Origin of the sequence: Actinomadura coerulea (assembly GCF_014208105.1) — a bacterium.
GTDB lineage: Bacteria > Actinomycetota > Actinomycetes > Streptosporangiales > Streptosporangiaceae > Spirillospora > Spirillospora coerulea.
On record NZ_JACHMQ010000001.1, the window covers coordinates 4,642,893 to 4,668,045 of the forward strand.

Consider the following 25,153-nt stretch of genomic DNA (forward strand, 5'->3'; position numbering starts at 1 on the left):
AATTCCAGGCTTGACAAAGGTTTTCATTCCGCTATGACCGCGGCCCCGGCCGGGCGGCCGGCCGGGGTCGTGGTCATCGCGCGGGCGCGGCGTCGCGGTGGCGATGCCGCCGCGACGCCGGCCTGGCGGCGATCCGCTCGGCGCGCTCGGCCCAGTACTCGCGGGCCCGGCGCACCAGTCGCGCGTCCCGCTCGGCCGCGGCCTGCGCGCGCAGCGCGCGGGTCCGCTCGCTCATGAGCGACTGCATGATCTCGTGGTGGTACACGGCCCCTCCCGAATGGTGCGGGCCGATCGGCACGGCCCGACATCCAAGAGACTCGCGCTAAGGTCCCCGTCCCCACATGGGCACGACGCCCTATATCGCCCGGTCAGTGGCCTTAGGCATGCTTAGGGCGGACGGTCCGGCGCCGGTGACATGATCGCGGCATGGGCGAACCGCCGGCGGGGCTGGACGGCATCGACTGGGCGCGCCTCGACCACGCCTACGGCTCGGTGGAGGACGTGCCCGGCCTTCTCCGCGCGCTCTCCTCGACCGGCGAGGACGAATCAGGGCCGCCGCGCCGGGCCGCCGCGACCGCCCTCGCCCGGCTGGGCGCCGCCGACGCGTCCGTCATCGCCGAACTGGCGGCCCCCAGCGTCTCCCCGCCCGAGGGGAACGTGGCCTTTCTGGAAGGCGACCTGCGCCTCTACTCGGCTCTGGCGCTGGGGCAATCTGCTGGAGATCCTCCGCGCGTGGGGCCTGCCCGCCGACCACGACGAGTGCCGCCGGTACGCCGGTCTCGCCTAAAGCAGGCCCGACGTCGCACTAAGGTGATGCACCGTGCGTCTCGTTATCGCCCGCTGCAGCGTCGACTACGCCGGCAAGCTCACCGCCCACCTGCCGATGGCCCTCCGCCTGATCCTGATCAAGGCGGACGGGAGCGTGAGCGTGCACGCCGACGACCGCGCCTACAAGCCCCTCAACTGGATGAACCCGCCCTGCTCGCTGCGCGAGGAGGTCTACGAGGAGAACGGCGCCGTCGCACGCTGGACGGTCACGCACGGCAAGTCGGGTGAGCGGCTGATCCTCACCATCGAGGAACTCCTGCACGACACCAGCCACGAACTGGGCATCGACCCCGGCCTCCAGAAGGACGGCGTGGAGGCGCACCTCCAGGAACTGCTCGCCGAGCACATCACCACACTCGGCGATGGCTACACCCTGATCCGCCGCGAGTTCCCCACCGCCATCGGCCCGGTCGACATCCTCTGCCGCGACGCCGCCAGCGCCACCGTCGCCATCGAGATCAAACGCCGAGGCGAGATCGACGGCGTCGAGCAGCTCACCCGCTACCTGGAGCTGCTGAACCGCGACCCGCACCTGGCCCCGGTCCGCGGCGTCTTCGCGGCCCAGGAGATCAAGCCCCAGGCCCGCGTCCTCGCCACCGACCGCGGCATCACCTGCGTCACCCTCGACTACGACGCCCTGCGCGGCATCGAACACGAGGGCACCCTCTTCTGACGGCCCCCCGTCCCGGAGCCGCGCTCACGCGGCCCCGGGCGTCCGGTCACGATGGAGGGCTACGAGACGGGGAGCCTGGCCGCCAGTTCGGGCTTGAAAAGGGCTTTCACCTTCCCGTACGGGATGGCGAAGTCGTAGGCACTCGTGCGGCTCAGATCGAATGGCGACACGGCCATGCCGTCGTCCATTCCGACGTAGATGAGTTCGAACCGGCTCTTGCCGAAGAACGGCTGCGCCCACGGAGGCGACTCGGGATGCCGGGAACTCCGGATGAACGATTCGCGGGAGAAGGGGTTGAAGAAACCGCCTGAGCCGGAGTGGCCGCGCATCACCTGCTGTTTGTCGTCCCCCTCCGGAAGCGCGTCCCACAGCCGGTCCATCCCGGCCGGGCCGAACGAGGCGGGCTTGAAGACGTCGTCGGCCGTCAGCGCGCGGCCGGTGCGCAAGTCGACGGTGACGACGAACCCCGGGTGATAGCCGGGCCCCTCGCCGCATCTGCGCTGGAACTTCGGAACGTAGCGCACCGACACGAGGTCCGGGCCGGTCAGTCCCTTGACGACGGTCGTGCTCAGCAGGTTCATCCGGCCGCCGCAGGCGGCACGCGCGGCGGCCGTCCTGCCCCACTCCTTGTAGAACGTGACGGCCTGGTCGAGGGGGACGCGCAGCGCCTTGTTGACCGAGGTCTGGACCGACGCCTTCCTCATCCCCTTGATCCGGGCGTACTGGCCGCCCCTGACCTCCAGCACCCCGTCGGCGTACGTCCGGTTCAGGGCCGCGAGAGTGATCGCGGGCGCTTCCGCCGCCTCCGGGCGCGTCTTCTCGTAGGTGACCACACCGACGGTCCCCGCCGCGGTCGCCCCCGCGATGACCAGCGTGGCCTTGACCACGCTCGCCTTGGCGAGGAAGCCCGCCGCGGTGTTCCCGGCGCCCGTGGCGACGGTGCCGGCCGTCCCGGCGCCTCCCGCGCCCGCGGCCCCGGCGGCGGCGCCCGCCGCGGCGGTGCCCGCCGGCGCCGAGATCCCCGCGGCGGCGAGCGGGAACAGCATGGACAGCCCCGCCGCTGTCGCGGCCAGCGTCCGGATGCCGCGGCCCTCCCAGTCGTCCCCGTAGGCCGCGCGGGCGACGCTCTCCAGCTCGGCGACGAACTCCATGGCCCCGCTGTGCCGCTCCGCGGGGTTCTTCGCCAGTCCCCGGACGACCAGCGGGCGCAACGGGTCGGGGAAGTCCTCCAGCGGAACGGGCGCGGTGAGGTGCTGCCCGCGCAGCCCGACGACGCTGTCCGCGCCGAACGGCCGCCGGCCCATGACGCACTCGTAGAAGACGCAGGTCGCCGCGTACACGTCGGCGGACGGGCCGGCCTCGCCCGCCTGCCACTGCTCCGGCGCCATGTAGGACGGAGTGCCCGACCGCGAGGCCGAACCGGCGGCCGACGCGATGCCGAAGTCGATGAGCTTGCTGCGTCCGTCCTCGGGCACCACCACGTTGGCGGGCTTGTAGTCCCGGTGGACGACGCCCACCGCGTGCGCCGCCGCCAGGCCGAGCAGCGACCCCTTCAGGACGGTCAGCGCCGCCTGCGGATCCAGTCGCCCGTGCTCGGTGAGGACCACCTTGAGCGAGACGCCGTCGACCGCCTCCATCACAAGGGCGGCGCCGTGCTCCCCCTCCACCAGCTGGTAGAGGCGGGCCACGTGCGGGCTCTCCACCCGGGCCAGCATCTCGGCCTCGCGCCGCAACGCCTCCAGCGGCGCCGTGTCCGGCCCGACGACGACGTACTTGACCGCGACCGGGAACCCGGTCTCCTCGTGCTGCGCCAGAACGACGCGCCCCTGCGCCCCCGCCCCGAGCTCGCGCACCTCACGAAAACCGGAGATCTTCCACTCGCCCACGCACGCTCCTCGCCGCCCCAACGTTGTTGATCATGTGACGCGACGGCCCGCGACAATGTTCGCACCACCGTCCGGGAGCAGGGCCGACGCCGGTCGCGGGCCCTCCCCCGCGCGCTGACAGCTCGGCGGTCACGGCGGATCATCCGGGGGCCGATTCGACCCGGAAAACGACGGCGAAGCACGTCACGCGCCTCCGCAACGGTCGCCCGGAACGTGGCCGACGCCGCCGCGGTGTTCGAGGTGATCGCCACCCCTCGCCGCGCCATCCGTCTGGAAACGGGCCTGCCTGGGGCCAGGATCGGCGTGTGGAGCGGAATCAGGTGGGGCGGACACCACCCGGATGTGAATCGTGTTCTCGCCGAAGCCACGGCGAAGCTGCACGAAATGGGCGCGACCATCGTCGAAGTGGTCCTGCCCACGCCTGACACGACCGAGGTGCTCCCCTACGAGTTCAAGGTGAGCATCAACGACTACCTGAGTTCCATCGGCGGCGACCATCCGCGTGATCTCGACGAGCTGATCGCCTTCGGGCGCCATCCCGCCGAGCGGACGTCCGACCTCGGGATGAACAAGTTCGAACGATCCCAGGATTCGGACATGGCCCGTCCACCGGAGGAGTACCCGAAGGAACGCATCCAGATCACCGAGGAGACGCGCGGAAGCATGACCGCCTCTTCAGACGGCACCGCCTGGCGCGATCGTGGCTCCGTCCAACGCCCGGGCCCCGAAGATCTCCGAGCGCGCCCACCCCTGGGCGCACTCCTGCTCTCCGGCGGCGGTCGGCGGGTATCCGAGCATCACGGTCCCGGCCGGGTACGCCGATGCCCATCTGCCGCTGGGAGTCTCGTTCATAGGACGCAGGTACTGCGACGAAGAGCTCCTGGAGCTCGCCTACTCCTTCGAGCAGGCGACCCGGGCACGAGTGCGGCCCCTGTGCCTGCCCACGCTCTAGGTGTGACGACCGGGCACGTGTGACAGGTGAACACTCGCCGGCCCCAGCCACCCGCTGGGGCCGGTGCCTTCGTACACGAGGGCCCTCTTCCGGCTCCCTTGCTTCCGGAACGGATTCCGGCGAAGCCATCACATTTCCGGAGGCCGCTCCGTCATAGAGGTGAGAAACCGAGATTCCTCACCGATTCCAAGGGGTGGACGGGCATGCCCGCACAACGCGAGATCGACGAAGCCGAGATCCGCCAGGTGGTCGACAGGATCGTCGAGGGGATCCGCGCCAAGGATCTGAAGGCCCTGGAGCAGGTCTACGCGGAGGACGTCGTGTCCTTCGACGTGGAGCCGCCGCTCCAGCATGTCGGGATCGCCGCGAAGCTGAAGAACTGGACGAACGTGTTCACGTTCTTCGAGGAGGTGTCTTACGAGGTCCGCGACCTGGCACTCACCGTGGGCGAGGACGTGGCCTTCGGGCACTGCTTCGGCCGGCTCAGCGGCACGCTGAAGAACGGAACGGCGACGAGCGGCATATGGGTCCGCGCGACCTTCTGCTTCCGGAAGGCCGGCGACGACTGGCTGATCGCGCACGACCAGGTCTCCGTCCCCCTCGACATGGCAAGCGGCAAGGGAGTGACCGACCTCGAACCCTGACGACAGACGCCGAGGCACTGCCGCCCGCCGAGCCGCCAAGCTCACAGCCCGGAGGCGCGGCAGTGCCACAACGACAACGTCGCCCGAGCGCCTGCCGACCACGAAACGTCTTCCGACGTGCCAGATTCGGGCACCACGGAGAAGACCACTCCTTGGGTGTCGAAAAGCCGATCGACTCTAGAGACGAAGGGGCTCGCCACACGCGCCGCCTTATCGAGTCGAGCGCTACCCTGCTTCGCTAGGGGCCGCCCACCCTCTATGGGCGAAGCATGGCGGACTGACGACCGTTCTCTTCTACGAAGGGCGGCAGCATGGGTCTCGACCACACTGGCGGGAGCGGTGACCGCGTAGACAAAGCGAAGAAACCGCAAGCCCAGGACAGTCCGCCGTCGCTACCCCCGATCGGCCTGGGACGCCAGGCTATCCTTCCCGTCTCGCAAGTTTGCGGGCCGCGCGTGAACCGGCGACGCCTGGCCGCACCGAGGGCGAACCCGCGCAGACCGCAGTACGATGAAAACGGCAACCAGATCTTCGTTTGGGAGCAGGACGACAAGCGAAGCCAAGTCACCATCCGCGATCCTTCGACCGGGAACATTGTGACCAATCAATGGTCCACGAATTCTTGGATACAGCGTCAGCTCGACAAGGAAAGATGGTACAGCCTCAATGACTGAACGAACATATACTCAGGGCTTCACGTGCGCCCTGTGCGGGCAGAGCATCCCTGCCTCGTCTCCGGAACTCCGCCGGGTGGAGATCGCCACGATCGAAGGGTTCCCGTCCCAGGAGCTCTTCGCTCACCGCGCATGCCTGGTCAAGATGATCTCCCCGAAGGTCCCCCTCGGCGAGGTGCTCGAAGACGACTCCTGAACGCTTCGCGGCACGACCGAGTCCAGGCCGTCCGGGTGCTTGGGGAAGTCGGTCGGTGAAGTGGGCGTAGGTCTCCCCGGGTGTCTTACGGGGCGGGCATCATTGCGGGCATGACGTTTCAAGCCAGCGGCAGCTTCGACATCGAGGCATGGGACGCCGACAAGCCCTATGACGAGCAGGGCGGCAACCGGCTGACCCGGGTCCACGTGGGCAAGACCTTCCACGGCGACCTCGTGGGGACGAGCTCCACCGAGCTGATCACGGTGGAGTCGCCGGCGGGGCCGGTCGCCTACGTGGGGATCGAGCACGTCCAGGGGATCCTGCACGGGCGGGAGGGGACGTTCGTCCTTCAGCACAGCGCGGGCAGCGAGGACGGGACGGCCGACACCCAGTGGCTGCGATGGCTGATCGTCCCCACCTCGGGGACGGGGGAACTCGCCGGGATCCGCGGCGTCGGCCAGATCTCCGTCAGCGAGGACGGCGGGCACACCTGGGCGCTGGAGTACACGCTGGACTGAGCGCCGACCAGCGGCCGGTAATGTTCGGGTCATGCCCCCGGTGACCGGCGACGCCACGCGCGAGCGCATCATCGACGCGGCCGAAGCGTGCTTCGGCCGCTTCGGCGTGGCCAAGACCACGGTCGAGGACATCGCCGCCGCCGCGCAGCTGTCGCGGGCGACCGTGTACCGCAGCGTCACCGGCGGGCGGGACGAGCTGATCCTCGCCGTGGTGGTGCGCGACCTGCGGCGGTTCATGGACCGGCTCGCCGAGCGGCTGCGCCGGGAGCGGTCGGTCTCCGAGGCGATCGTCGAGGGGACGCTGGACGCGGTGAACTACGTCCGCGAGGAGCCGGCGATCGCCCACTTCCTCGTCCCGGAGGCGGCGGGGCACATGCAGGCGGCGGTGGCGGGGGCGGCCGAGCACGTGCTCGCGCTGTGCTGCGAGTACGTGCGGCCCCATTTCGAGCAGGCGCAGCGGCAGCGGACGCTGCGCGCCGACATCGAGGTGGAGGGGACGGTCGAGTTCCTGTTCCGCATCATCACCTCGCTGATCGTGATGGACCGCGACCGGGACGCCGACGGGCTGCGCCGCTTCCTGCGCACCTACGTCGTGCCGGTCATCGCGGCGCCGGCATCCGCATGAGGACCTGGGACGGGACGCCGCGGAGACGGCGCGGTGAGAGGGGCCGGGAACGATGAATGGCACTGCGAGCGAGAGGCGGGGAGGCGCGGCGGTCCGGCCGAGCCCGGTGTTCCTCGCGGTCGTGGGGGCGACGATCCTGTGCGGCCTGATCGCCTGGCGGTACGGGACGATCCTCGACAGGCCCGGCCGGGTCGCGCTGTTCGGGTTCGTGATCGCGGCGTGGGTGCTGTCGCTGTCCCTGCACGAGTTCGGGCACGCGTACATGGCCTTCCGGTCGGGCGACCGCAGCGTCGCCGACAAGGGCTACCTCACGCTGAACCCGCTGAAGTACTCCGACGTGACGCTGAGCTTCCTCATCCCCGTCGTGTTCATCGTGCTCGGCGGCATCGGCCTGCCGGGCGGCGCCGTGTGGATCGACCGGCACGTGATCCAGGGCCGGCTGCGGCACAGCCTGATCTCGGCGGCGGGCCCGCTGTCGAACGCGCTGTTCGCCATCATGCTCGCGGTGATCTTCAAGAACTTCGCCGACGCCGACCACGCGCTGTTCTGGTCGGGCCTGGCGTTCCTGGCGTTCCTCCAGGTCACCGCCACGATCCTGAACCTGCTTCCGATCCCCGGGCTGGACGGCTTCGGGATCATCGAGCCGTACCTGCCGCGCCGCCTGGCGGACCAGGCGAACGCCTACGGCGGCTACGCGTTCCTCGTCCTGATCGCGCTGCTGTGGCTGGGCCCGATCAACCAGGGCTTCTTCAACGTCATCTACTACCTCACCGACGCGATCGGCCTCGGCGAGTTCCCGTTCCGGGTCAACGGCTCGGTCGACCACTTCCCGATCGAGCTCGGGCACTACCTGTTCCAGTGGTGGAAGAGCTAGCCCGCCAGGTGGCGGACGATGCGGCGCAGCTGCTCGGTGTAGTGCTCCTGGAACTCGGGTGACTCGGGGTCCATCCCGAAGACGTGGCGGACCGCGAGCGGCTTGGTGACCGGCGCCGACACCAGCGCCATCACGGCGAACATGAGCGCGGCGGGGTCCAGGTCGGCGGGCAGTTCCCCGGCGGCCTGGCGGCGTTCGATGTCGGACAGGTCCTCGCGGGGGCCGGGCGGGATGTCGTCCAGGTCCTCGGTGAGGGCGCGCCAGGCGTTCAGCCTCGTGCCGCGCGGGTCGTCCAGGACGTGCCGCAGGTACCGGACCACGATCTCGTCGAACGGGGCCTCCGGGTCGTTGAACTCGGCCTCCCGCTCCAGCCAGCGGCGGTGGAGAGCGCAGTACAGCCCCTCCTTGCCGCCGAAGTAGTAGTTGATCAGCTGCTTGTTGACGCCGGCGCGGTCGGCGATGTCCTGGACGCGGGCGCCCGCGTAGCCCTTGGCGGAGAACTCCTCCAGCGCGGCGTCCACCAGCAGGCGGCGCGAGCGCTCGGCGTCGAGCGTGCGCTCGTCCGGGGCGGGAGCGCGCCGCGCCTGCTTCGTCGCCGGCCGCTTCGTCGGTTCCGTCACGTTCCCCATGGTAGCCGGGCTTATAAGAAGTTCAACCATCCGGCTGTTTGACAACTTCATCCGTTTGGTTGAAGCTGGCCGCATGATTCTCGTAACCGGAGCGACCGGCAACGTCGGGCGCCATCTCGTCGGCGAACTGCTCACCGCGGGCGCCGCCGTCCGCGCGCTGTCCCGGGACCCGGCCACCGCGAACCTGCCCAGTGAGGCGCAGGTCGCCCGCACCGACGAGATGCCGCTGGACGGCGTCACGTCGCTCTTCCTCAACCCGGCCGTGTTCTGGAACGGCCTCGGCGACCTGCTCGCCCGCGCGGTCGAGCACGGCGTCCGGCGCGTCGTCATGCTCTCGTCCGCCGCCGCGCTGGACGACGACCCGTCCAACCATCTGGCGGCGCACCACCTCGGCATCGAGCGGGCGATCGAGGCCACCGGGATGGAGTGGACGTTCACGCGCCCCGGCGAGTTCTCCTCCAACGCGCTGGCGTGGCGCGAGGCGATCCGCGCCGGCGAGCCCGTCCGCGAGCCGTACGGGGCGGCGCGCAGCACGCCGATCCACGAGCGCGACATCGCGGCCGTCGCAGCGAAGGCCCTGCTCACCGATGACCTGGTCGGCGCCAAGCCGGTGCTGTCCGGCCCCGAACCGCTCACCCATCCGGAGATGGTGGGGCTGATCGGGGAGGCCACCGGCCGGCCGGCGCGGTTCGAGGAGATCGCTCCCGAGCAGGCGCGGGAGGAGATGCTCACCCGGCCCTACATGCGCGAGGGGCTGGTGGACGTCCTGCTCCGGCTGCGCGCCCGCGCCGTCGACCGTCCGATGGAGCCGTCCGGGGAGGTCGAGCGGATCACCGGCCGCCCCGGCCGGACGTTCAAGGAGTGGGCCGCCGACCACGCCCACGACTTCCGCTGACCGACCCCACGCCGGGCCGCGAGCCGCAGGGCTCGCGGCCCTACGCGCGCTCGGCGCCGCGCTCGGCGCCGCGCTCGCCGAGCGACTCGATCTCGCGGGCGGCCCACTCGAACCAGTCGCGGCGCATCGCCGCGAACCGCTTGCCGTACTCGATGACCAGCCGCCCGTAGACGGACAGGTCGTCCTCGCCCCAGTCGACGTTCTCGTCCAGGGCGGTCAGCTCGTCGAGGTACTCCCCGAGCCCCGCCGCGTGCCCGCGCATGTAGCGCTGCGCCTCCTCCGGCCCCACCATGCCGAGGAAGAACACCCGCAGCAGCGACTCGTCCTTGCGGCTCCCCTTCGAGGGGACGTCCACCAGCCAATGGCGCAGCTCGGCGCGGCCGGACTCGGTGATCCGGTACGCCCTGCGGCCGCGCGGCCCCTCCTCGGCGACCTCGATCAGCCCGGCGTCGGCGAGCTTGCCCAGCTCGCCGTAGAGCTGGCTCTGCCGGGCCGGCCAGACGTTGCCCAGCGAGATCTCGAACATCTTCAGCAGGTCGTAGCCGCTGGCGCCGTCCATCTCGGCGATGAGCCCGAGCACCGCATGTCGCAAACTCATGCCCCGCACCCTAACCCTTCACAGTTGACATGTCGAAACCGGAATGTCTATCTTCGACATGTCAAAGTTGGAACGTAAAGCCAGGAGCGCCGGCCATGCCGAAGTACTACGCCCGGACCTTCCTCCCCTGGATCCTGCTCGCGGTCGTCAGCGGCCTCGACGACCGGGCCGGCGCCGCCGCCGGCCTCGTCGCCGCGCTGGCCCTGCTCGGCCAGGACCTGCGCCGGGGCCACCGGGCCGACTCGCTGATCCTGGAGATCTCCACCTCGGTGTTCATGGCCGCCCTCACCGCGCTCGCGTTCGCCGTCCCCGCCTCGCCGGTGCTGGACTACGGCGCCTCGCTCGCGATCGGGTGGCTCGCGCTCACCGCCTGGGCGACACTGCTGCTCGGACGCCCCTTCACCGCGGGCATCGCGCGCCGCCAGGTCACCGCGGAGATCGCCGCGACGGACGTGTTCCGCGGCATCAACCGCGTGCTCACCGCCGTGTGGGCGGCGAGCTTCACCGTGCTGGCGGCCGCCCTCGCCTGCGTCCAGCACTGGACACCGGACGCGACGGCGCTGCTGGTCGCCGTCAAGGTCGCCGGCTTCACGGTCCCGGCCGTCTTCACCGCGCGGTACCCCGAGGCCGCGCGCAGGCGCCACCTCACCCGGCTCGGGCTACCGTGGGCGGAGGCGCCCGCCACGTCGCAGCCCGAGCCGTCCTCCCGCTGACCCCTCGCCGAGGAGCGGCCCGGAAAGGAGCACCGAGATGGGCGAGAACATCACCGAGCGCCCCGCCACCTGGCTGGACGGTCACCTGGCCCCCGTCCCCGACGAGACCGACGCCCGCGACCTCGAGGTCACCGGCGCGCTGCCCCCCGAACTGACCGGCCGCTACCTGCGCAACGGGCCGAACCCGAAGCCCGGCGAGCCGAGCGGGCACTGGTTCACCGGACACGGGATGATCCACGGCATCCGGCTGCGGGACGGCCGCGCCGAGTGGTACCGCAACCGGTGGGTGCGGACCGACGCCTACCTGAACGGGACGCCGTTCGTCCGCGACGACCTCACCTTCGACCGCCGCTCGGTGCAGGCCAACACCCACGTCGTCCCGTACGCGGGCAAGATCTGGGCGCTGGTGGAGGCCGGGTTCCCCTACGAGGTGACGCCCGAGCTGGAGACCGTCGGCGCCTGCGACTTCGGCGGGCGCCTCACCACCGCCATGACCGCGCACCCGAAGGAGGACCCGGTCACCGGCGACCTGCTGTTCTTCGGGTACGGGGCCTTCGAGCCCCACCTCACCTACCACCGGCTGGCGCCTGACGGGACGCTGGCCGAGAGCCGCGAGGTCGAGGTGGCGGGCCCGACGATGATGCACGACTTCGCGATCACCGAGAACCACGTCGTCTGGCTCGACCTGCCGGTGGTGTTCGACGTCGACCTGGCGATGTCCGGATCGACCGGCATGCCGTACGTCTGGGACGACACCTACGGCGCCCGGCTCGGCGTGATGCGCCGGGACGGCGCGGGCGGGGTCACCTGGTACGACATCGACCCCTGCTACGTCTTCCACGTCGGCAACGCCCACGAGGACGCCGCCGGACGGATCGTGGTGGACGGCGCCCGCTACCGTCCCGAGAACTTCGTCACCCTCTGGGAGGACATCGGCGGAACCGTCGACCCCGCCACCGGGGCGGCGCGCTCGCAGAACGCCCACCTGCACCGCTGGGTCCTCGACCCCGCGACCCGCCGCGCGGCCGAGGAGCCGCTCGACGACCGCGGCGTCGAGTTCCCCACGCACGACGACACCCGCACCGGCAGGGAGCACCGCTACCTCTACACGGTCGGCGGCGAGTCGATCGTCAAGTACGACCTGCGCGGGAGGGGGACGTCCGCGCACGGGCTCGGCGAGGACGCGCACGTCGGCGAGGCGGTCTTCGTCCCGGCGGCGGGCGCCCGCGCGGAGGACGAGGGCTGGCTGCTGTCGGTCGTGACCCGCGGCGCGGCGTCCGAGCTGCTGGTGCTGGACGCGGCGGACCTGTCGCCCGCCGCGAGCGTCCGGCTGCCGCGCCGCGTCCCGGCCGGTTTCCACGGAAGCTGGATCCCCGACTCCCGGCCCGGCACATAGGGTGGTTTACTAGCCGGTACCGCTCTGCAAGCGGTCACTTACCAGGCCCCTTCCGGGAGGTTCCCCATGTCCGTGGCCACGGAGAACACCGAGACGTTCGCGTCGCTGAACCCGGCCACCGGCGAGGTCGTCGCCGAGCACCCCGTCCAGGACGGCGCCGCCGTGGCCGCGGCGGTCGAGCGCGCCCGCGAGGCGGCCGCCTGGTGGCGCGCCCTCGGCTGGAAGGAGCGCCGGCTCCGGCTGCTGAACGTCAAGGGCTCGCTCACCCGCAACCTGAACCGGATGGCCGAGCTCATCCATCAGGAGACCGGCAAGCCCGTCCAGGACGCCCAGCTTGAGACGATCATGGCGATCACCCACCTGGACTGGGCGGCGCGCAACGCGCAGAAGATCCTCGGGCCGCGCAACGTCTACCCCGGGCTCATGGCGATCAACCAGCGCTGCGTGCTGGAGTACCAGCCGCTCGGCGTCGTCGGGGTCATCGGGCCGTGGAACTACCCGATCTTCACCCCGATGGGCTCGATCGCCTACGCGCTCGCCGCCGGCAACGCCGTGGTGTTCAAGCCGTCCGAGTACACCCCGGGCGTCGGCGTCCTGCTCGCCGAGCTGTTCGCCGCGGTGATCCCCGAGCACCCCGTCCTGCAGACCGTCACCGGGCTCGGCGGGACGGGCGCGGCGATCGCCTCGTCCCCGCACGTCGACAAGATCGCCTTCACCGGCTCGGCCCGCACCGCCAAGCGCGTCATGGCGGCCTGCGCCGAGAACCTGACGCCGATGGTCGCCGAGTGCGGCGGCAAGGACGCCTGCATCGTCGACGCCGGCGCCGACCTCGACGCCGCCGCCGACGCCGCGCTGTGGGGCGCCATGTCGAACGCGGGCCAGACCTGCATCGGCGTCGAGCGGATCTACGTGGTGGACGAGGCCTACGACCGGTTCCTCGGCAGGCTGACCGAGAAGGCCCGCGACCTGCGTCCCGGCTTCGACCGCGAGGCCGCCTACGGCCCCATCACGATGCCCTCGCAGCTCGACATCATCGAGCGCCACATCAAGGACGCGCTGGACAAGGGCGGCAAGGCGGTCGTCGGCGGCGCCGAGTCCGTCCGCAAGCCCTACGTCGAACCGGTCGTGCTGACGGACGTCCCGGACGACTCCTCGGCCGTGTGCGAGGAGACGTTCGGCCCCACGATCACCGTCCACCGCGTGAAGGACATGGACGAGGCGGTCGAGAAGGCGAACAGGACCAGCTACGGCCTCGCCGGGACGATCTTCTCCGGCGACAGGGCCCGTGCGATGGACGCCGCCCGCCGGATGCGGTCGGGCATGACCTCCATCAACGCGTTCGCCGCCTTCGCCCAGGTCGCGGCCCTGCCGTTCGGCGGCGTCGGCGAGTCCGGCTTCGGCCGCATCCACGGCGCGGACGGCCTGCGCGAGTTCGCCCGCCCGAAGGCCATCACCCGCCAGCGGTTCGCGACCATGAACCTCACCACGTTCGCCCGCACCGAGAAGGAGATGGCGCGCGTCCTCGGCATGATCAACATGATCCACGGCCGCCGCTACAAGCGCTGACCCGGGAACGCCCCCGCCGGTCCGCGGCGGGGGCGCCGCCTAGACTCGACACCATGAACGCCCCCGTGCGGAGCCGCCTCCAGGTGACCCTGAGCGCGCCGCCCCCGCCCCCGCCCGGTTTCCGGCCGTTCACCGTCGCCGACGTCCCGGCCCTCGCCGCCCTGATGTGGGACGCCTACCGCGGCACCCCCGACGAGGCCGACGTGAGGGACGTCCAGGGCGGCGTCCGCGAGATCCACCTCACCATGGCCGGCGAGTACGGCACGTTCCTCCCGGACGCGTCCTTCGTGGCCGACCATGACGGCCGTCCGGTGGGAGGAGCCCTCGTCACCCTCTACCGGGACATCCCCCTCCTCGCGTTCCTCTTCACCGCCCCGTCCCACGCGGGCCGCGGTCTGGGCCAGGGCCTCGTCCAGGCCGTCATGCACGCCCTCGCCGCGCAGGGCCACGACGTCCTCACCCTGGCCGTGACCCGCCGCAACCGCCGCGCCCGCCGCCTCTACGACCGCCTGGGCTTCATCGAGACCGCCTGACCCAGAGGCGCGGCTCAGTCGGCCACGAGGCGGGAGCCCCAGCCGCCGGAGACGTACTCGCGCTGGCGGCGGACGGCGTAGCGGCCCGGCGCGCAGCCGGAGGCGCCGTGCTCGGGGTGCAGCAGGTAGACGGGCGCGGACGCCTCGAAGACGCCGATGGCCAGGCCGCCGGGCTCCGACACGTGCGTCGTCCAGCGGCAGGTACCGGGGACGGCGACCAGCGTGTGCGGGTTGCCGCCCGCCACGCCCCGCAGCAGCTCGACGCCCTCGGGCGGCACCTCCGTCCACGTGGCGTTGGGCCAGGCCGACAGGCCGGAGGCCTCGGACAGGGGGACGACGATCAGATCGCCCTGCGCCTGGATCCCGTCGACGACGGGAATGCTCACCGACCGGTCGAGATGGTCGAGGACGGCGAGCCCGGTCCGCTGGGAGAGGGAATCGAGAGTCACGCTTTCGAAGATCAAAGAGATCACCTTTCAGGTTCGGCGGACGAGTCGTGCGTACTGGTCGGCGGACAGCCCGTAGGTCCACCCGGCGGCGGCGACCGGGTCGTCGAAGGCGCCCGGGACGGCCAGCCCGTACCGGCGGCGCGTCCCGTCGCGCTCGACGGATCCGTTGACGGCGAGCAGCACCCTGGTCTGCTCCCGCAGGTCGTAGAGCCGCAGCTCGGAGCCCGGGTTGCCGGGGTCCGGCGCGGTGGCCACGAGCCGCAGCCCGGCCCGGTCGATGTAGTCGCCCCAGCCGATGTTCTCGACCGCGCACCGCCGGACCTCGACGTTGGCCTCCCGCGCGATCCGCTCGACGCTCGGATCCTGCACCACCCAGGCCGGCACCCTCGTGCCGTGCCAGGCGTGGGCGTCCCAGCCGTCGGCGTACCGGAGCGCGGGACCGTCCGAGCGGTGCAGGCGCACCTCGCCCGAGTCGCCCCAGACCTCCGTGTGGATCTCGACGGGCCGTTCGGACACGACGCAGACGTCCTCACGCGGCCACCACCAGCCGCACGACCGCGCCGGCGTCGCCCACAGGTCGAGCAGACGCTCCTGCTCGGCCGTGTAGACCACGCCGGACGTCCGGCGGACCGCGTCGTAGTGGGCGCTCCAGGACGGGCACAGCGCCGCGTACCAGGCGGAACCCTTCTCGAACCTCTCGTGCTCCGTCCGGACCGCCATCCGCAGTGTGCCTCGCGCGGAGTCCGCGACCGGCGTCCGGACCAGCTGCCGGATCATCGGGTCCAGCACCCGCGAGCGCCGCATGACCCGGTTGTCCAGGTCGACGAACAGATTGATGATCAGCCTGCGGAAGAGCGTCGGCAGGGGCCATTCGGACAGGCGGTCCGCGCTCTCGGCCGGACGCGGCCGGACACCGGGCGGGACGGTCTCCAGGGCCGCCAGCGGCGACGGCACCCAGTGGAAGCGGGGCGGATCGAGACCGATCAGCCGGTACAGCTCGGATATGGCCGCCTCGGCGGCCGGACGGTCGGCGGGCGCGGTGGAGAGCAGATGCCCGAACCACTCCGCGAGGACGGCGGCAGCTTCCCGCTGCGCGTCGCCGCTCACCGGACGAGGGCGGCAGCGCCCCTTTCATTGATCATGCGGAGGATGGTGACACATCGCGCCCCGCCTGTCCATACCCGGGCCGCCCGGACGCGTCTGAGCGTCCTACGCGGTCCTGCCGGCGGGACGGCCGGGTCTAAGGCGTCCTAGGCATGCCTAGATAAGGCGTCGTCCCGATGCTCAGGGTGGGGCCTTAGGACGAACCTTGTACATGTCGGGCCAAGAGGGCCCGGCGGGAACAAGGAGAAGCTGATGTTCAGCCAGGAGTTCATGAAGGTCGTCATCGAGGACCGCGTACGAGTGCTGCGGGCGGAGGGAAAGAACAGCCGGCGCGCCCGTATCGTGAAGGCGCTCAAGCGGTGAGCCCCGCAGCCTGCGTCCCAGCGGCCACGCCCCCGTCGTCTCCGACGGGGGCGTTCCTCATTTCGGGGCGCCCGCGGGCGCGAGGGGGGCGCGGCCCCGGATCAGGTCGGCGGCGCGTTCGGCGATCGCGATGGTCGGGGCGTTGGTGTTGCCCCGCGGAACGGCCGGCATGACCGAGGCGTCCACCACGCGCAGGCCCTCGACGCCGCGGACGCGCAGTTCGGTGTCGCAGACGGAGTCGTCCGCGCCCATCGCGCAGGTGCTCGTGGGGTGGAACAGCGTCGCGGCCTCGCGGCGGACGAAGTCGGCGATGGCCTCGTCGGAGTCGACCTGCTCGCCGGGCGCCCACTCGCCGCCGACCAGGGACGCCAGCGGTCCGGTGGAGGCGATCTCGCGGGCCTGCCGGACGCCGGCGACCAGGATGTCCAGGTCGGCCTTCTCGGCGAGGTAGGCGGGATCGATCAGCGGCTTGGCGTGGGGGCTGGCGGAGCGGAGCGTCAGCGCGCCGCGGCTCGCGATCGCCACAGCGGTGACCATGACCGACAGCAGGCGCTCGGAGGAGTCGGTGAGGCCCTGGTCGACGAACGGGGTCGGCAGCACGTGGTACTGCAGGTCGGGGGCGGGCAGGCCCTCCACCGTGCGGGCGAACCCTCCGGCCTCGGCGACGTTCGAGGCGTAGGGGCCGCGCGCCAGGGCCTGGTAGAGGGCGAAGGATCGGGCGTTCGCCAGTTCCCACAGGGGCTTGGTGCGGGGCGTCGCGAACATGACGTTCACGAACGGGTGGTCCTGGAGGCGCCGCCCCACCGGGGAGTCGACCAGGACGTCGATGCCGAGCGAGCGCAGGTGGTCGGCGGGGCCGACGCCCGAGAGCATGAGGAGCTGCGGGCTGTTCACCGCGCCGCCCGACAGGATCACCTCGGCCTCGGCGCGGGCCGACATCGTCTCACCGCGCGCCTCGTAGTGGACGCCGACGGCGCGGCCGTCCTCGATCACCACGCGGGTGGCGAGGGCGTCGGTGACGACCGTCAGGTTCGGGCGGTGTTCGATCGGGTGCAGGTACCCGGCGGCGGTCGACCAGCGGCGCCCGCGCTTGTGGGTGACCTGGTAGAAGCCGACGCCGTCCTGGTCGGCGCCGTTGAAGTCGTGGTTGGCGGCGAGGCCGTACGACTTGGCCGACTGCACCCACGCGCGGGTCAGGGGGTGCCGGTAGCGCAGGTCCTCGACGCGGAGCGGGCCGCCGACGCCGTGGTAGGGCAGCTCGCCGCGCTGCTGGTCCTCGGCGCGGACGAAGTAGGGCAGCAGGTCCTCGTAGCCCCAGCCGTCGCAGCCGTAGGAGTCGCGCCAGGTGTCGTAGTCGTACCGGGCCCCGCGGATGTAGATCATCGCGTTGGTGGACGAGCTGCCGCCGAGCGTGCGCCCGCGCGGCCAGTACACGCTGCGCCCGGCCGCGTGCTCCTGCGGGACGGTCGCGTAGTCCCAGTCGTACGGGCCCTTGATCAGCGCGGCCACGGCGGCCGGGATGTGGATCTCGGGGGCGTCGTCGGGCGGGCCCGCCTCCAGCAGCAGGACCTTCACGGAGGGGTCCTCGGTCAGTCGTGCGGCAAGGACGCAGCCCGCGCTGCCCGCTCCCACGATGATGTAGTCGTACACGGCGCCCTCCGGGGTCTTTCCGAAACCCTACCGAACGGGCTTCTGCCAGCGGCAGGGCTAGGCTGCCCCCATGGCGAAGAACAGGGACAATCCCGTTGTGCTCTCCCGGATCTACACCCGTACGGGAGACGACGGCACCACCGCGCTGGGCGACGCCTCCCGCACGTCCAAGACCGATCCGCGCCTCGCCGCGTACGCCGACGTCGAGGAGGCCAACGCCGCGATCGGCGTGGCGCTCGCGCTCGGGTCCCTGCCCGAGGCGCCGGCCGCGCTGCTGACGCGCATCCAGAACGACCTGTTCGACGTGGGCGCCGACCTGTGCGCGCCCGTGGTCCCCGACCCGCAGTACCCGCCGCTGCGCGTCGAGCCGGCCTATGTCGAGCGCCTGGAGGAGGCCTGCGACGAGTACAACGCCGACCTTCCGACGCTGCGTAGCTTCATCCTCCCCGGCGGGACGCCCGGCGCCGCGCTCCTGCACGTCGCCCGGACGGTGACCCGGCGGGCCGAGCGGTCCGCCTGGGCCGCGATCGAGGCCCACGGCGACGCCGGCGCCACGCCCGAGGGCGGCGTGAACCCGCTGACGGCCACGTACCTCAACCGGCTGTCGGACCTGCTGTTCATCCTCTGCCGCGTCGCCAACGCCGAGCACGGCGACGTCCTGTGGAAGCCCGGCGGCGAGCGCTGAGCCGCCGGGGTGGGGCTAGCCCCACCCCCGGTTGACCGGCTTCCCTCCTGGCGGGTGCCGCCGCGCCTAGAGCAGGCTTGACCTGTACGGGCCGCACGCCGACGACGGGGAGAGACCACGTGAGGACTCTGACAGCCACGGCCGCCGCCGCGCTGGCCGCGGCGGCGCTGACCGGCTGCGGCAACGTGAGCGTCGGCCGGCACCAGCAGGAGCGCTCCTACTCCGCGCCCGCGGGCACCGCCGGCCTCAAGATCAGGACGGACGGGCACCGGGTCGAGGTCACCGCGTCCGACTCCCCCGGCATCAGGATCACCGAGCGGCTGCGCTGGTCCAACGGCAAGAACAAGCCGAAGGCGCGGCACGTCTCCGAGGGCTCCACGCTGGCCCTGTCGTCCTCGTGCGGCAGGAACGTGATGGGGTTCTCGGCGTGCGGGGTCTCCTACCGCGTCCAGGTACCGCGTAGCACGCCCGTGCAGGTCGACAGCCGGGACGGGACGATCGAGGTGTCCGGCCTCGCCGGGACGGTGCGGCTGCGCAGCGGCAGCGGCGCCGTCAGGGCGACGGACCTGCGGGGCGCGACGGTGTCGATCAGCGCCGACGACGGGTCGGTGCGCGCGACGGGCCGCGCCGCCACCGCCGACCTGCGCAGCGGCAGCGGCGCCGTCACGGCCGCGGGCCTCACCGCCGACCGGCTGAAGGCGCGCGCGTCCGACGGCAACGTCGAGGTGAGCGGGCGCGTCGGCGCCGCCGACCTCGGCACCGGCAGCGGCTCGATCACCCTGGACGGGCTCGCCGCCGACCGGATCACGGCCCGGACCGACGACGGCGCCATCACGATGCGGCTGGACTCGCCGCCCGCGAACGTCCGGGCCGTCGCGGGCAGCGGCCCGATCCGGCTGCGCCTGCCGGGCGGGGAGGGCTACGCCGTCGCCATGTCCGCCGGAGGGGGCAAGCGGATCGACCCGGCCGTCCGCCAGGACTCGCGGTCCGCGCGGCACATCGACCTGCGCGCCGGCGACGGCGCCATCACGGTCGCGCCAAACTAGGCAATCACCGGCATACCGGACTAACGGTCACGCCGAACTTGACTCGGCCCGAGGTCTCCGGACGGTCCCTCATCATGACCGACTCACCCGACGGCCTCGCCGAGGACCTCGCCGACCTGCGCGCGGTCGTCGAGATCCACGGTCATGGTCTCGCCAGGCACGCGGAGGTCATCAAGGGGCTGCACGACCGGCTCGGCTCGTTCTCCTCGATCGACGCCGGGGAACCCGCCGGCCTGCCGGAGGAGGAGGGCACGGTCGTGCCGACCTTCCTCCTGTATCTGGACGGCCCGGAGCACACCCTCGAACTCGAGACGATGGCCACGTGGGTCAACGTTCTCCTGGTCCCCGTCTACGTCAACGGGGTGAGCCGGCAGCGGCCGTGGTGCTCGCGCTGGTGGGAGCATCCCGAGGCACTCGCCCGCCTCCACGCCCTCTGGATGGCCTGGCAAGGGCTCACCGACTCACCGGCGTGCGGGCACACCGGCCCGAGCATCTGGCACCGCGACCATCTCGACCCCACGCTCGCCCGCCTCCGCGCCCCCGACGGCCCCTTCTCAGGGTGCATGACCGACCCTGAACGGCCCGTCCACGACGCGGGCCCCACCACCCCGGTCGAAGACTTCGGATTCCCTTCGATGTGACACCCGGCCGAACCCGCTCGCCGTCAACGCAGCAGGTACGGGCCCTGCCACAGCGGGGCGTAGGACGGGTCCAGCGCCGCCGGGCCGAAGCGGGCGCCGCCGTTCACCGCGACCGTCGTCCGGGCCAGGTGCTGCAGGACGTGCGCGACGCCGTCGGCGTTGCCGTCGAGCATCTTGAGGTTGACGTTCTTCAGGCGGTCGCATCTGGCGTGGTAGCACGGGTCGTACGCCTTGCCCGCACGGCCGCCGAACGCCTTGGCCTCGGCCGCGGTCTTCACGCCCTCGGCGCCGGTGTCCATCCCGCCCGCCGGGATCCCCCGCTCGATGAACGGCCCGTAGTCCGAGCGCCCGTTGAACTGGCTCTCGGTGACCGGCAGGCGGCGGCTCCTGAAGTACTGCCGGAACATCCGCTCGATCGCCCCCGACCCGGCGGGCGCCCGCGTCCCCGTGCCGGTGGAGTGGTCGCCGTCGTAGACACCACGGGTGCCGTTCGGCGAACCGAGCATGTCGAAGTTCAGGTTCAGCGCGATCTTCTCCCGCTCGGAGGCGGGAAGCGACCGCAGGTACTGCTCCGACCCCTGCAGGCCCTCCTCCTCGGCCCCCCACCAGGCGAAACGCACCCGGTTGCGCAGGCCGTCCCTGCCGAGCCGCCCGATCTTCGCGGCGACGGCGAGGAGGGCGGCGGCGCCGGTGCCGTTGTCGTTGATCCCCGGGCCCGCCGGGACGCTGTCCAGATGCGCGCCGGCGACGACGACGTTGTCGGCCCGCCCCTGCCGGGTGTCGGCGATGACGTTGGCCGACGTCCGCTTCCCGTGCACGGTGTCGGTCCTGACCCGCAGCTTCAGGCCGCCCTTCCGCGCGGCCTTCACCAGCGCGGCGCCCACCGCGCGCGTCGGCCCGACGACCGGGACCGCGGCCGGCCGGGACAGCGTCCCGTTCACCGGCCCCCTCTCCCCCGGCCTGTTGAAGATCACCACGGCCGACGCGCCGGCCGCCCGCGCCCTGGCGACCTTGGCCGCGAACGTGCAGGTCCCCCGCTGGACGAGCGCGATCGAGCCCTTCTTGAAGCCCTTGAAGTCTCCGGCCTCGCAGCCGCTCGTCCCCTCGCCCCTGGACGGGACGTCCACCGCCGCCGCCGGTGCCGTCACATCGCCCGAACCCGAGTAGGCGAGCGTGAGGAAGTCGGCCTCCCGCTTGTAGGACGCCTTCGACGGCGCCGTCCGCGCGAACGCCGCCTGTGAACGCTCCCGCCAGTACGGATAGGTGAACTTCTGGACCTTCGGCGAGAACCCGTACTTCTTCAGCCGCCCGGTGACGTACCGCACGGACACGTCGTAGCCGGCCCTTCCCGCCGCGCGGTCGCCGCCGTTGTAGTCGGCGATCTCCTGGAACGCGGCCAGGTGCGGCCTGATGTCCCCCAACGTGACCAGCGCCGCGAGGTCCGGACGCGCCGGCGCGGCCCCGGCCATCGGCAGGGCGGCGGGCAGGAACACGGCGGGCAGCGCCACGGCCGTGCCGATCAGGAGCCTGCGGGCGACCGGGTGCCTGCGGCCGGTGAGGAGCATGCGCACGTGCACTCCAGCGGACGGAGTAGGGAGCGGACCAGCGCGATCCTCGCCCCGCGCCCCGCCCGCCTCAAGCACCGGCGGCACGGCAAGGCCGTTTCGATACCGGGGTCTTACCAGCTCATGCCCGGCCCGCCCTCATCGCGGCCCGCCGGGCCCCTCATTCGGGAGAGTGCAGGTCCACCGGGAAGCCGGGCGGGGCCGCCTCCAGCCACGCCAGGAAACCGGTCAGGGCCGCCGCGCCCATCGCCAGCTCCACCGCCAGGTCGCCGTTCCTGACCTCGATGACGCTCACGTCCGGCAGCAGGCCCTCCGCCTCGTCCCGGTCCGGGGCACGGCGGTTGGACACGACGAGGCCCCGGCGGTGGATCACCTGCCGGGGCCGTCTGCGGAAGCCGAACACGCGGTGCCAGTGCAGGACATCGCCCTTGTAGCGGCCGATGCCGAGCCGCCACGCTCCGGGGGCTCCGCCCTCCCCGGGCAGTTCGCGCAGGCTGCACTCCACGGTGCCGCCGCCGCGCGTGAACAGCCAGCGGCGCACCGCCATGGAGACGAACAGCAGCGCCGCCGCGAGGACGAGCGCGGCGAGCACCCCGCCGACGTCCAGTGCCAGGTGCTCGCCCAAGTCCCCCGCCGTCCGCCCGAACCTAGGCCTCGACGCCCGCCGCGCGCAGCCGCGCCCGGGCGCGCCGCTCCGGCGTCGCGTCCTCGCCCTCGGCGGTCAGGGCCTCGTCCAGCGCCCGCTTGGCCTCGTCGACGTCGATCTCCTCGGCCCGCTCGACCTGCTCGGCCAGCACCGACACCTCGTTGGCGGCGACGGAGAAGAACCCGCTGCCGACCGCCGCCAGGACCGGCGCACCGCCGTCCGCGGGCTCGATCTTCACCACGCTGCCGTCGAGGAGGACGCCCAGCACCGGGGCGTGCCCCGGCAGGATGCCGAGCGAGCCCTCGATGGTCTGCGCGACCACCATCTTGGCCTCGCCGGACCAGACCTCGCGCTCCGGCGAGACCAGCCCGACCTTCAGGGTTGCCACGTCTTTCCCTCCGACTACTGGAGCGGATCCGGCGGGCCGGCCCGGGCGCGGGGCCCGGGCGCGGCCCGCCAGAGCGGACTACTTCTCCAGCTCCTTGGCCTTCTTCTCGACATCCTCGATGCCGCCGCACATGAAGAACGCCTGCTCGGGGAGATGGTCGTACTTGCCCTCCGCGAGCGCCTTGAACGAGGAGATCGTCTCGTCCTTCGGCACCGTCTCACCGGGCTGGCCGGTGAACTGCTCGGCCACGTACATCGGGTGCGACAGGAAGCGCTCGATGCGCCGCGCCCGCTGGACGGTGACCTTGTCCTCCTCGGAGAGCTCGTCGATGCCGAGGATCGCGATGATGTCCTGCAGCTCCTTGTACTTCTGCAGGATCCGGATCACTTCCTGGGCGACCTCGTAGTGCTCGTTCCCCAGGATCTGCGGGTCCATGATCCGCGAGGTGGAGTCGAGCGGGTCCACCGCCGGGAAGATCCCCTTCTCGGAGATGCTCCGCGACAGCGTCGTGGTGGCGTCCAGGTGCGCGAACGTGGTGTGCGGCGCCGGGTCGGTGATGTCGTCGGCGGGAACGTAGATCGCCTGCATCGAGGTGATCGAGTTACCGCGCGTCGAGGTGATCCGCTCCTGGAGCACGCCCATCTCGTCGGCCAGCGTCGGCTGGTACCCCACCGCGGACGGCATGCGCCCGAGCAGCGTGGACACCTCCGAACCGGCCTGCGTGAACCGGAAGATGTTGTCGATGAACAGCAGCACGTCCTGGTTCTGCACGTCGCGGAAGTACTCCGCCATCGTCAGCGCGGACAGCGCCACCCGCAGCCGGGTGCCCGGCGGCTCGTCCATCTGGCCGAACACCATCGCGGTGTCCTTGAGGACGTCCGCCTCGTCCATCTCCACCCAGAGGTCGTTGCCCTCACGGGTGCGCTCGCCCACTCCGGCGAACACCGAGGTGCCGCCGAAGTTGCGGGCGACGCGGCGGATCATCTCCTGGATGAGGACGGTCTTGCCCACACCCGCGCCGCCGAACAGACCGATCTTGCCGCCCTTGACGTACGGGCACAGCAGGTCGATGACCTTGATGCCGGTCTCCAGCATCTCGGTCCTGGACTCCAGCTGGTCGAACGGCGGAGCGCCGCGGTGGATGCCCCAGCGCTCGTTGATCTCCAGCGAGGCGGTCGGGACGTCCAGCGCCTCGCCGAGGGCGTTCCACACGTGGCCCTTGGTGATGTCGCCGACCGGCACCGCGATCGACCGGCCCGAGTCCGTCACCGGAGCGCCGCGGACGAGGCCGTCCGTCGGCTGCATCGAGATCGCCCTGACCATGTTGTCGCCGAGGTGCTGGGCGACCTCGAACGTCAGGGTCTTCGCCTCGCCGCCCAGGGTGACCTGCGCGTTGAGGGCGTTGTAGATGTCCGGGATGGCGTCGGCGGGGAACTCCACGTCGACGACCGGCCCGATGACACGGGCGACGCGCCCGGTCGCGGTCGCCGTCTCTACCTGAGCAGTCATACCCTTCTCACTCCCCGCCAGAATCGGCGAGCGCGTCAGCGCCACCGACGATCTCGCTGATTTCCTGGGTGATCGCGGCCTGCCGCGCCTGGTTCATCTGGCGCGTGTAGACCCCGACCAGTTCGTTGGCATTGTCGGTCGCCGACTTCATGGCCCGCCGGACCGACGCCTGGAAGGACGCCGCCGACTGCAGCAGCATGTGGAAGATGCGGCTCTCGATGTAGTTCGGCAGGAGCAGGTCGAGCGCGGCCTGGGCGGACGGCTCGAACTCGTACGCCGGCGGGACCTTGGAGGACTCGGCCTCCTCGATCTCCAGCGGCATCAGCCGGGTCACCCGGACGGCCTGGGTCAGCATCGAGACGAACTCGGTGTAGACCACGTGGATCTCCCCGACCCCGCCCTCGGCGTCGGTCTTGAGGAAGTCCTCGGCCAGCCGCCGCCCGATCTGCTCGGCGTTGCCGAAGTCGGGCCGGTCGCTGAACCCGTTCCAGGTCTCGGCGACGTCCCGGCCCCGGAAGCGGTACCAGGTGATGCCCTTGTTGCCGACGACGTAGGGGACCGGCTCGCGGCCCTCGTCCCGCAGCGCCTTGATCAACGACTCCGCCTCGCGGATGACGTTGGCGTTGTAGGCGCCGCAGAACCCGCGGTCGCTCGTGATGATCAGCACGGCGCTGCGGTTGTCGGCCGGCTGCTCCTCCAGCAGCGGGTGGTCGATCCCGACGTTGTGGCTCACCAGCGCGGTCAGGGCCTGCGTGATCTGGTCGGCGTACGGCTTGGAGGCCGCCACCGCCTGCTGGGCCTTGACGATCCGCGACGTGGCGATCATCTCCTGGGCACGAGTGATCTTGGCGGTCGACTTGACCGTCTTGATCTTCTGCCGGAGTTGACGAAGCTGTGCGGCCATCGC

Annotated in this window: 27 protein-coding genes; 15 read left to right on the forward strand and 12 right to left on the reverse strand. The window is 71.6% G+C overall.

Annotated elements, in window-relative coordinates; translation table 11 throughout:
• Positions 1-73 precede the first annotated feature (73 nt).
• On the reverse strand, positions 74-265 hold the full coding sequence (locus BKA00_RS21285; protein ID WP_185027590.1) for a hypothetical protein: 192 nt from the start codon (positions 263-265) through the stop codon (positions 74-76).
• A gap of 555 nt (positions 266-820) precedes the next feature.
• On the opposite strand from BKA00_RS21285, the gene nucS reads away from it, so the two are divergent.
• The gene (gene nucS, locus BKA00_RS21290) at positions 821-1,501 is read left to right on the forward strand and encodes an endonuclease NucS (protein WP_179846440.1); all 681 of its coding nucleotides are present in this window, start codon (positions 821-823) and stop codon (positions 1,499-1,501) included.
• A gap of 59 nt (positions 1,502-1,560) precedes the next feature.
• Here the strand turns inward: nucS and BKA00_RS21295 are convergent, their stop codons facing one another.
• Complete coding sequence (locus BKA00_RS21295) at positions 1,561-3,387, reverse strand: serine/threonine-protein kinase (protein ID WP_185027592.1); 1,827 nt, start codon at positions 3,385-3,387, stop codon at positions 1,561-1,563.
• 213 nt (positions 3,388-3,600) lie between these two features.
• Between BKA00_RS21295 and BKA00_RS40995 the strand changes: the two genes are divergently transcribed.
• The 6 genes from BKA00_RS40995 (at position 3,601) to BKA00_RS21325 (ending at position 7,870) form a co-directional block, all read left to right on the forward strand.
• Positions 3,601-4,362, forward strand: a complete 762-nt coding sequence (locus BKA00_RS40995; protein WP_221493247.1) for an amidase — start codon at positions 3,601-3,603, stop codon at positions 4,360-4,362.
• Between the two features lie 180 nt (positions 4,363-4,542).
• Complete coding sequence (locus BKA00_RS21305) at positions 4,543-4,983, forward strand: YybH family protein (protein WP_185027594.1); 441 nt, start codon at positions 4,543-4,545, stop codon at positions 4,981-4,983.
• A 311-nt stretch (positions 4,984-5,294) separates the two neighbouring features.
• Complete coding sequence (locus tag BKA00_RS21310; protein WP_185027596.1) at positions 5,295-5,657, forward strand: hypothetical protein; 363 nt, start codon at positions 5,295-5,297, stop codon at positions 5,655-5,657.
• A 306-nt stretch (positions 5,658-5,963) separates the two neighbouring features.
• Positions 5,964-6,371, forward strand: a complete 408-nt coding sequence (locus tag BKA00_RS21315) for a DUF3224 domain-containing protein (RefSeq protein WP_185027598.1) — start codon at positions 5,964-5,966, stop codon at positions 6,369-6,371.
• Between the two features lie 31 nt (positions 6,372-6,402).
• Positions 6,403-6,996: a TetR/AcrR family transcriptional regulator gene (locus tag BKA00_RS21320; protein WP_185027599.1), complete on the forward strand. Its 594-nt coding sequence runs from the start codon at positions 6,403-6,405 to the stop codon at positions 6,994-6,996.
• A gap of 52 nt (positions 6,997-7,048) precedes the next feature.
• Positions 7,049-7,870: a site-2 protease family protein gene (locus BKA00_RS21325; protein WP_185027601.1), complete on the forward strand. Its 822-nt coding sequence runs from the start codon at positions 7,049-7,051 to the stop codon at positions 7,868-7,870.
• Here the strand turns inward: BKA00_RS21325 and BKA00_RS21330 are convergent.
• A complete protein-coding gene (locus BKA00_RS21330; protein WP_230298643.1) occupies positions 7,867-8,490 on the reverse strand; it encodes a TetR family transcriptional regulator in 624 nt (207 codons plus the stop codon). The genes BKA00_RS21325 and BKA00_RS21330 overlap by 4 nt on opposite strands.
• Positions 8,491-8,572: 82 nt before the next feature.
• Here BKA00_RS21330 and BKA00_RS21335 point away from each other — a divergent pair, with 82 nt between their 5' ends.
• Positions 8,573-9,394: an NAD(P)H-binding protein gene (locus BKA00_RS21335; RefSeq protein ID WP_185027605.1), complete on the forward strand. Its 822-nt coding sequence runs from the start codon at positions 8,573-8,575 to the stop codon at positions 9,392-9,394.
• A 40-nt stretch (positions 9,395-9,434) separates the two neighbouring features.
• Here BKA00_RS21335 and BKA00_RS21340 read toward each other — a convergent pair whose 3' ends face one another.
• Positions 9,435-9,992 (reverse strand): PadR family transcriptional regulator, encoded by a 558-nt coding sequence (locus BKA00_RS21340; RefSeq protein ID WP_185027607.1) that lies wholly within the window; start codon positions 9,990-9,992, stop codon positions 9,435-9,437.
• Positions 9,993-10,087: 95 nt separating this feature from the next.
• Between BKA00_RS21340 and BKA00_RS21345 the strand changes: the two genes are divergently transcribed.
• From BKA00_RS21345 to BKA00_RS21360, 4 genes are all read left to right on the forward strand, one after another.
• On the forward strand, positions 10,088-10,705 hold the full coding sequence (locus BKA00_RS21345; RefSeq protein WP_185027609.1) for a hypothetical protein: 618 nt from the start codon (positions 10,088-10,090) through the stop codon (positions 10,703-10,705).
• A gap of 37 nt (positions 10,706-10,742) precedes the next feature.
• Positions 10,743-12,101 (forward strand): carotenoid oxygenase family protein, encoded by a 1,359-nt coding sequence (locus BKA00_RS21350; protein WP_185027611.1) that lies wholly within the window; start codon positions 10,743-10,745, stop codon positions 12,099-12,101.
• Between the two features lie 66 nt (positions 12,102-12,167).
• Positions 12,168-13,667, forward strand: a complete 1,500-nt coding sequence (locus tag BKA00_RS21355; protein ID WP_185027613.1) for an aldehyde dehydrogenase family protein — start codon at positions 12,168-12,170, stop codon at positions 13,665-13,667.
• A gap of 53 nt (positions 13,668-13,720) precedes the next feature.
• Positions 13,721-14,200 carry a GNAT family N-acetyltransferase gene (locus BKA00_RS21360; RefSeq protein WP_185027614.1) on the forward strand — a complete coding sequence of 160 codons (480 nt, stop codon included), beginning with the start codon at positions 13,721-13,723 and terminating at the stop codon, positions 14,198-14,200.
• A gap of 14 nt (positions 14,201-14,214) precedes the next feature.
• Here the strand turns inward: BKA00_RS21360 and BKA00_RS21365 are convergent, their stop codons facing one another.
• The 3 genes from BKA00_RS21365 to BKA00_RS40530 form a co-directional block, all read right to left on the reverse strand.
• Positions 14,215-14,649 (reverse strand): hypothetical protein, encoded by a 435-nt coding sequence (locus tag BKA00_RS21365; RefSeq protein ID WP_230298644.1) that lies wholly within the window; start codon positions 14,647-14,649, stop codon positions 14,215-14,217.
• A gap of 27 nt (positions 14,650-14,676) precedes the next feature.
• Complete coding sequence (locus tag BKA00_RS21370) at positions 14,677-15,756, reverse strand: DUF6745 domain-containing protein (RefSeq protein ID WP_185027616.1); 1,080 nt, start codon at positions 15,754-15,756, stop codon at positions 14,677-14,679.
• A 417-nt stretch (positions 15,757-16,173) separates the two neighbouring features.
• Positions 16,174-17,766, reverse strand: a complete 1,593-nt coding sequence (locus BKA00_RS40530; RefSeq protein ID WP_185027618.1) for a GMC family oxidoreductase — start codon at positions 17,764-17,766, stop codon at positions 16,174-16,176.
• Between the two features lie 70 nt (positions 17,767-17,836).
• Here BKA00_RS40530 and BKA00_RS21380 point away from each other — a divergent pair, with 70 nt between their 5' ends.
• The 3 genes from BKA00_RS21380 to BKA00_RS39120 all read left to right on the forward strand — a co-directional run bounded on the left by BKA00_RS21380 (position 17,837) and on the right by BKA00_RS39120 (position 20,138).
• The gene (locus BKA00_RS21380) at positions 17,837-18,451 is read left to right on the forward strand and encodes a cob(I)yrinic acid a,c-diamide adenosyltransferase (RefSeq protein ID WP_185027620.1); all 615 of its coding nucleotides are present in this window, start codon (positions 17,837-17,839) and stop codon (positions 18,449-18,451) included.
• Positions 18,452-18,570: 119 nt separating this feature from the next.
• Complete coding sequence (locus BKA00_RS21385) at positions 18,571-19,497, forward strand: DUF4097 family beta strand repeat-containing protein (protein WP_185027622.1); 927 nt, start codon at positions 18,571-18,573, stop codon at positions 19,495-19,497.
• Between the two features lie 74 nt (positions 19,498-19,571).
• Positions 19,572-20,138: a DUF4913 domain-containing protein gene (locus BKA00_RS39120; protein ID WP_185027624.1), complete on the forward strand. Its 567-nt coding sequence runs from the start codon at positions 19,572-19,574 to the stop codon at positions 20,136-20,138.
• 23 nt (positions 20,139-20,161) lie between these two features.
• On the opposite strand, the gene BKA00_RS21395 is transcribed toward BKA00_RS39120, so the two are convergent.
• From BKA00_RS21395 to BKA00_RS21415, 5 genes are all read right to left on the reverse strand, one after another.
• Complete coding sequence (locus BKA00_RS21395; RefSeq protein ID WP_185034569.1) at positions 20,162-21,703, reverse strand: M28 family peptidase; 1,542 nt, start codon at positions 21,701-21,703, stop codon at positions 20,162-20,164.
• Positions 21,704-21,863: 160 nt separating this feature from the next.
• Positions 21,864-22,328, reverse strand: a complete 465-nt coding sequence (locus BKA00_RS21400; protein ID WP_185027626.1) for a DUF2550 domain-containing protein — start codon at positions 22,326-22,328, stop codon at positions 21,864-21,866.
• Positions 22,329-22,350: 22 nt separating this feature from the next.
• Positions 22,351-22,737 carry a F0F1 ATP synthase subunit epsilon gene (locus tag BKA00_RS21405; RefSeq protein ID WP_185027628.1) on the reverse strand — a complete coding sequence of 129 codons (387 nt, stop codon included), beginning with the start codon at positions 22,735-22,737 and terminating at the stop codon, positions 22,351-22,353.
• Positions 22,738-22,815: 78 nt separating this feature from the next.
• Complete coding sequence (atpD, locus tag BKA00_RS21410; protein WP_185027630.1) at positions 22,816-24,246, reverse strand: F0F1 ATP synthase subunit beta; 1,431 nt, start codon at positions 24,244-24,246, stop codon at positions 22,816-22,818.
• A 7-nt stretch (positions 24,247-24,253) separates the two neighbouring features.
• Positions 24,254-25,150, reverse strand: a complete 897-nt coding sequence (locus BKA00_RS21415) for a F0F1 ATP synthase subunit gamma (RefSeq protein ID WP_185027632.1) — start codon at positions 25,148-25,150, stop codon at positions 24,254-24,256.
• Between the last annotated feature and the right edge of the window lie 3 nt (positions 25,151-25,153).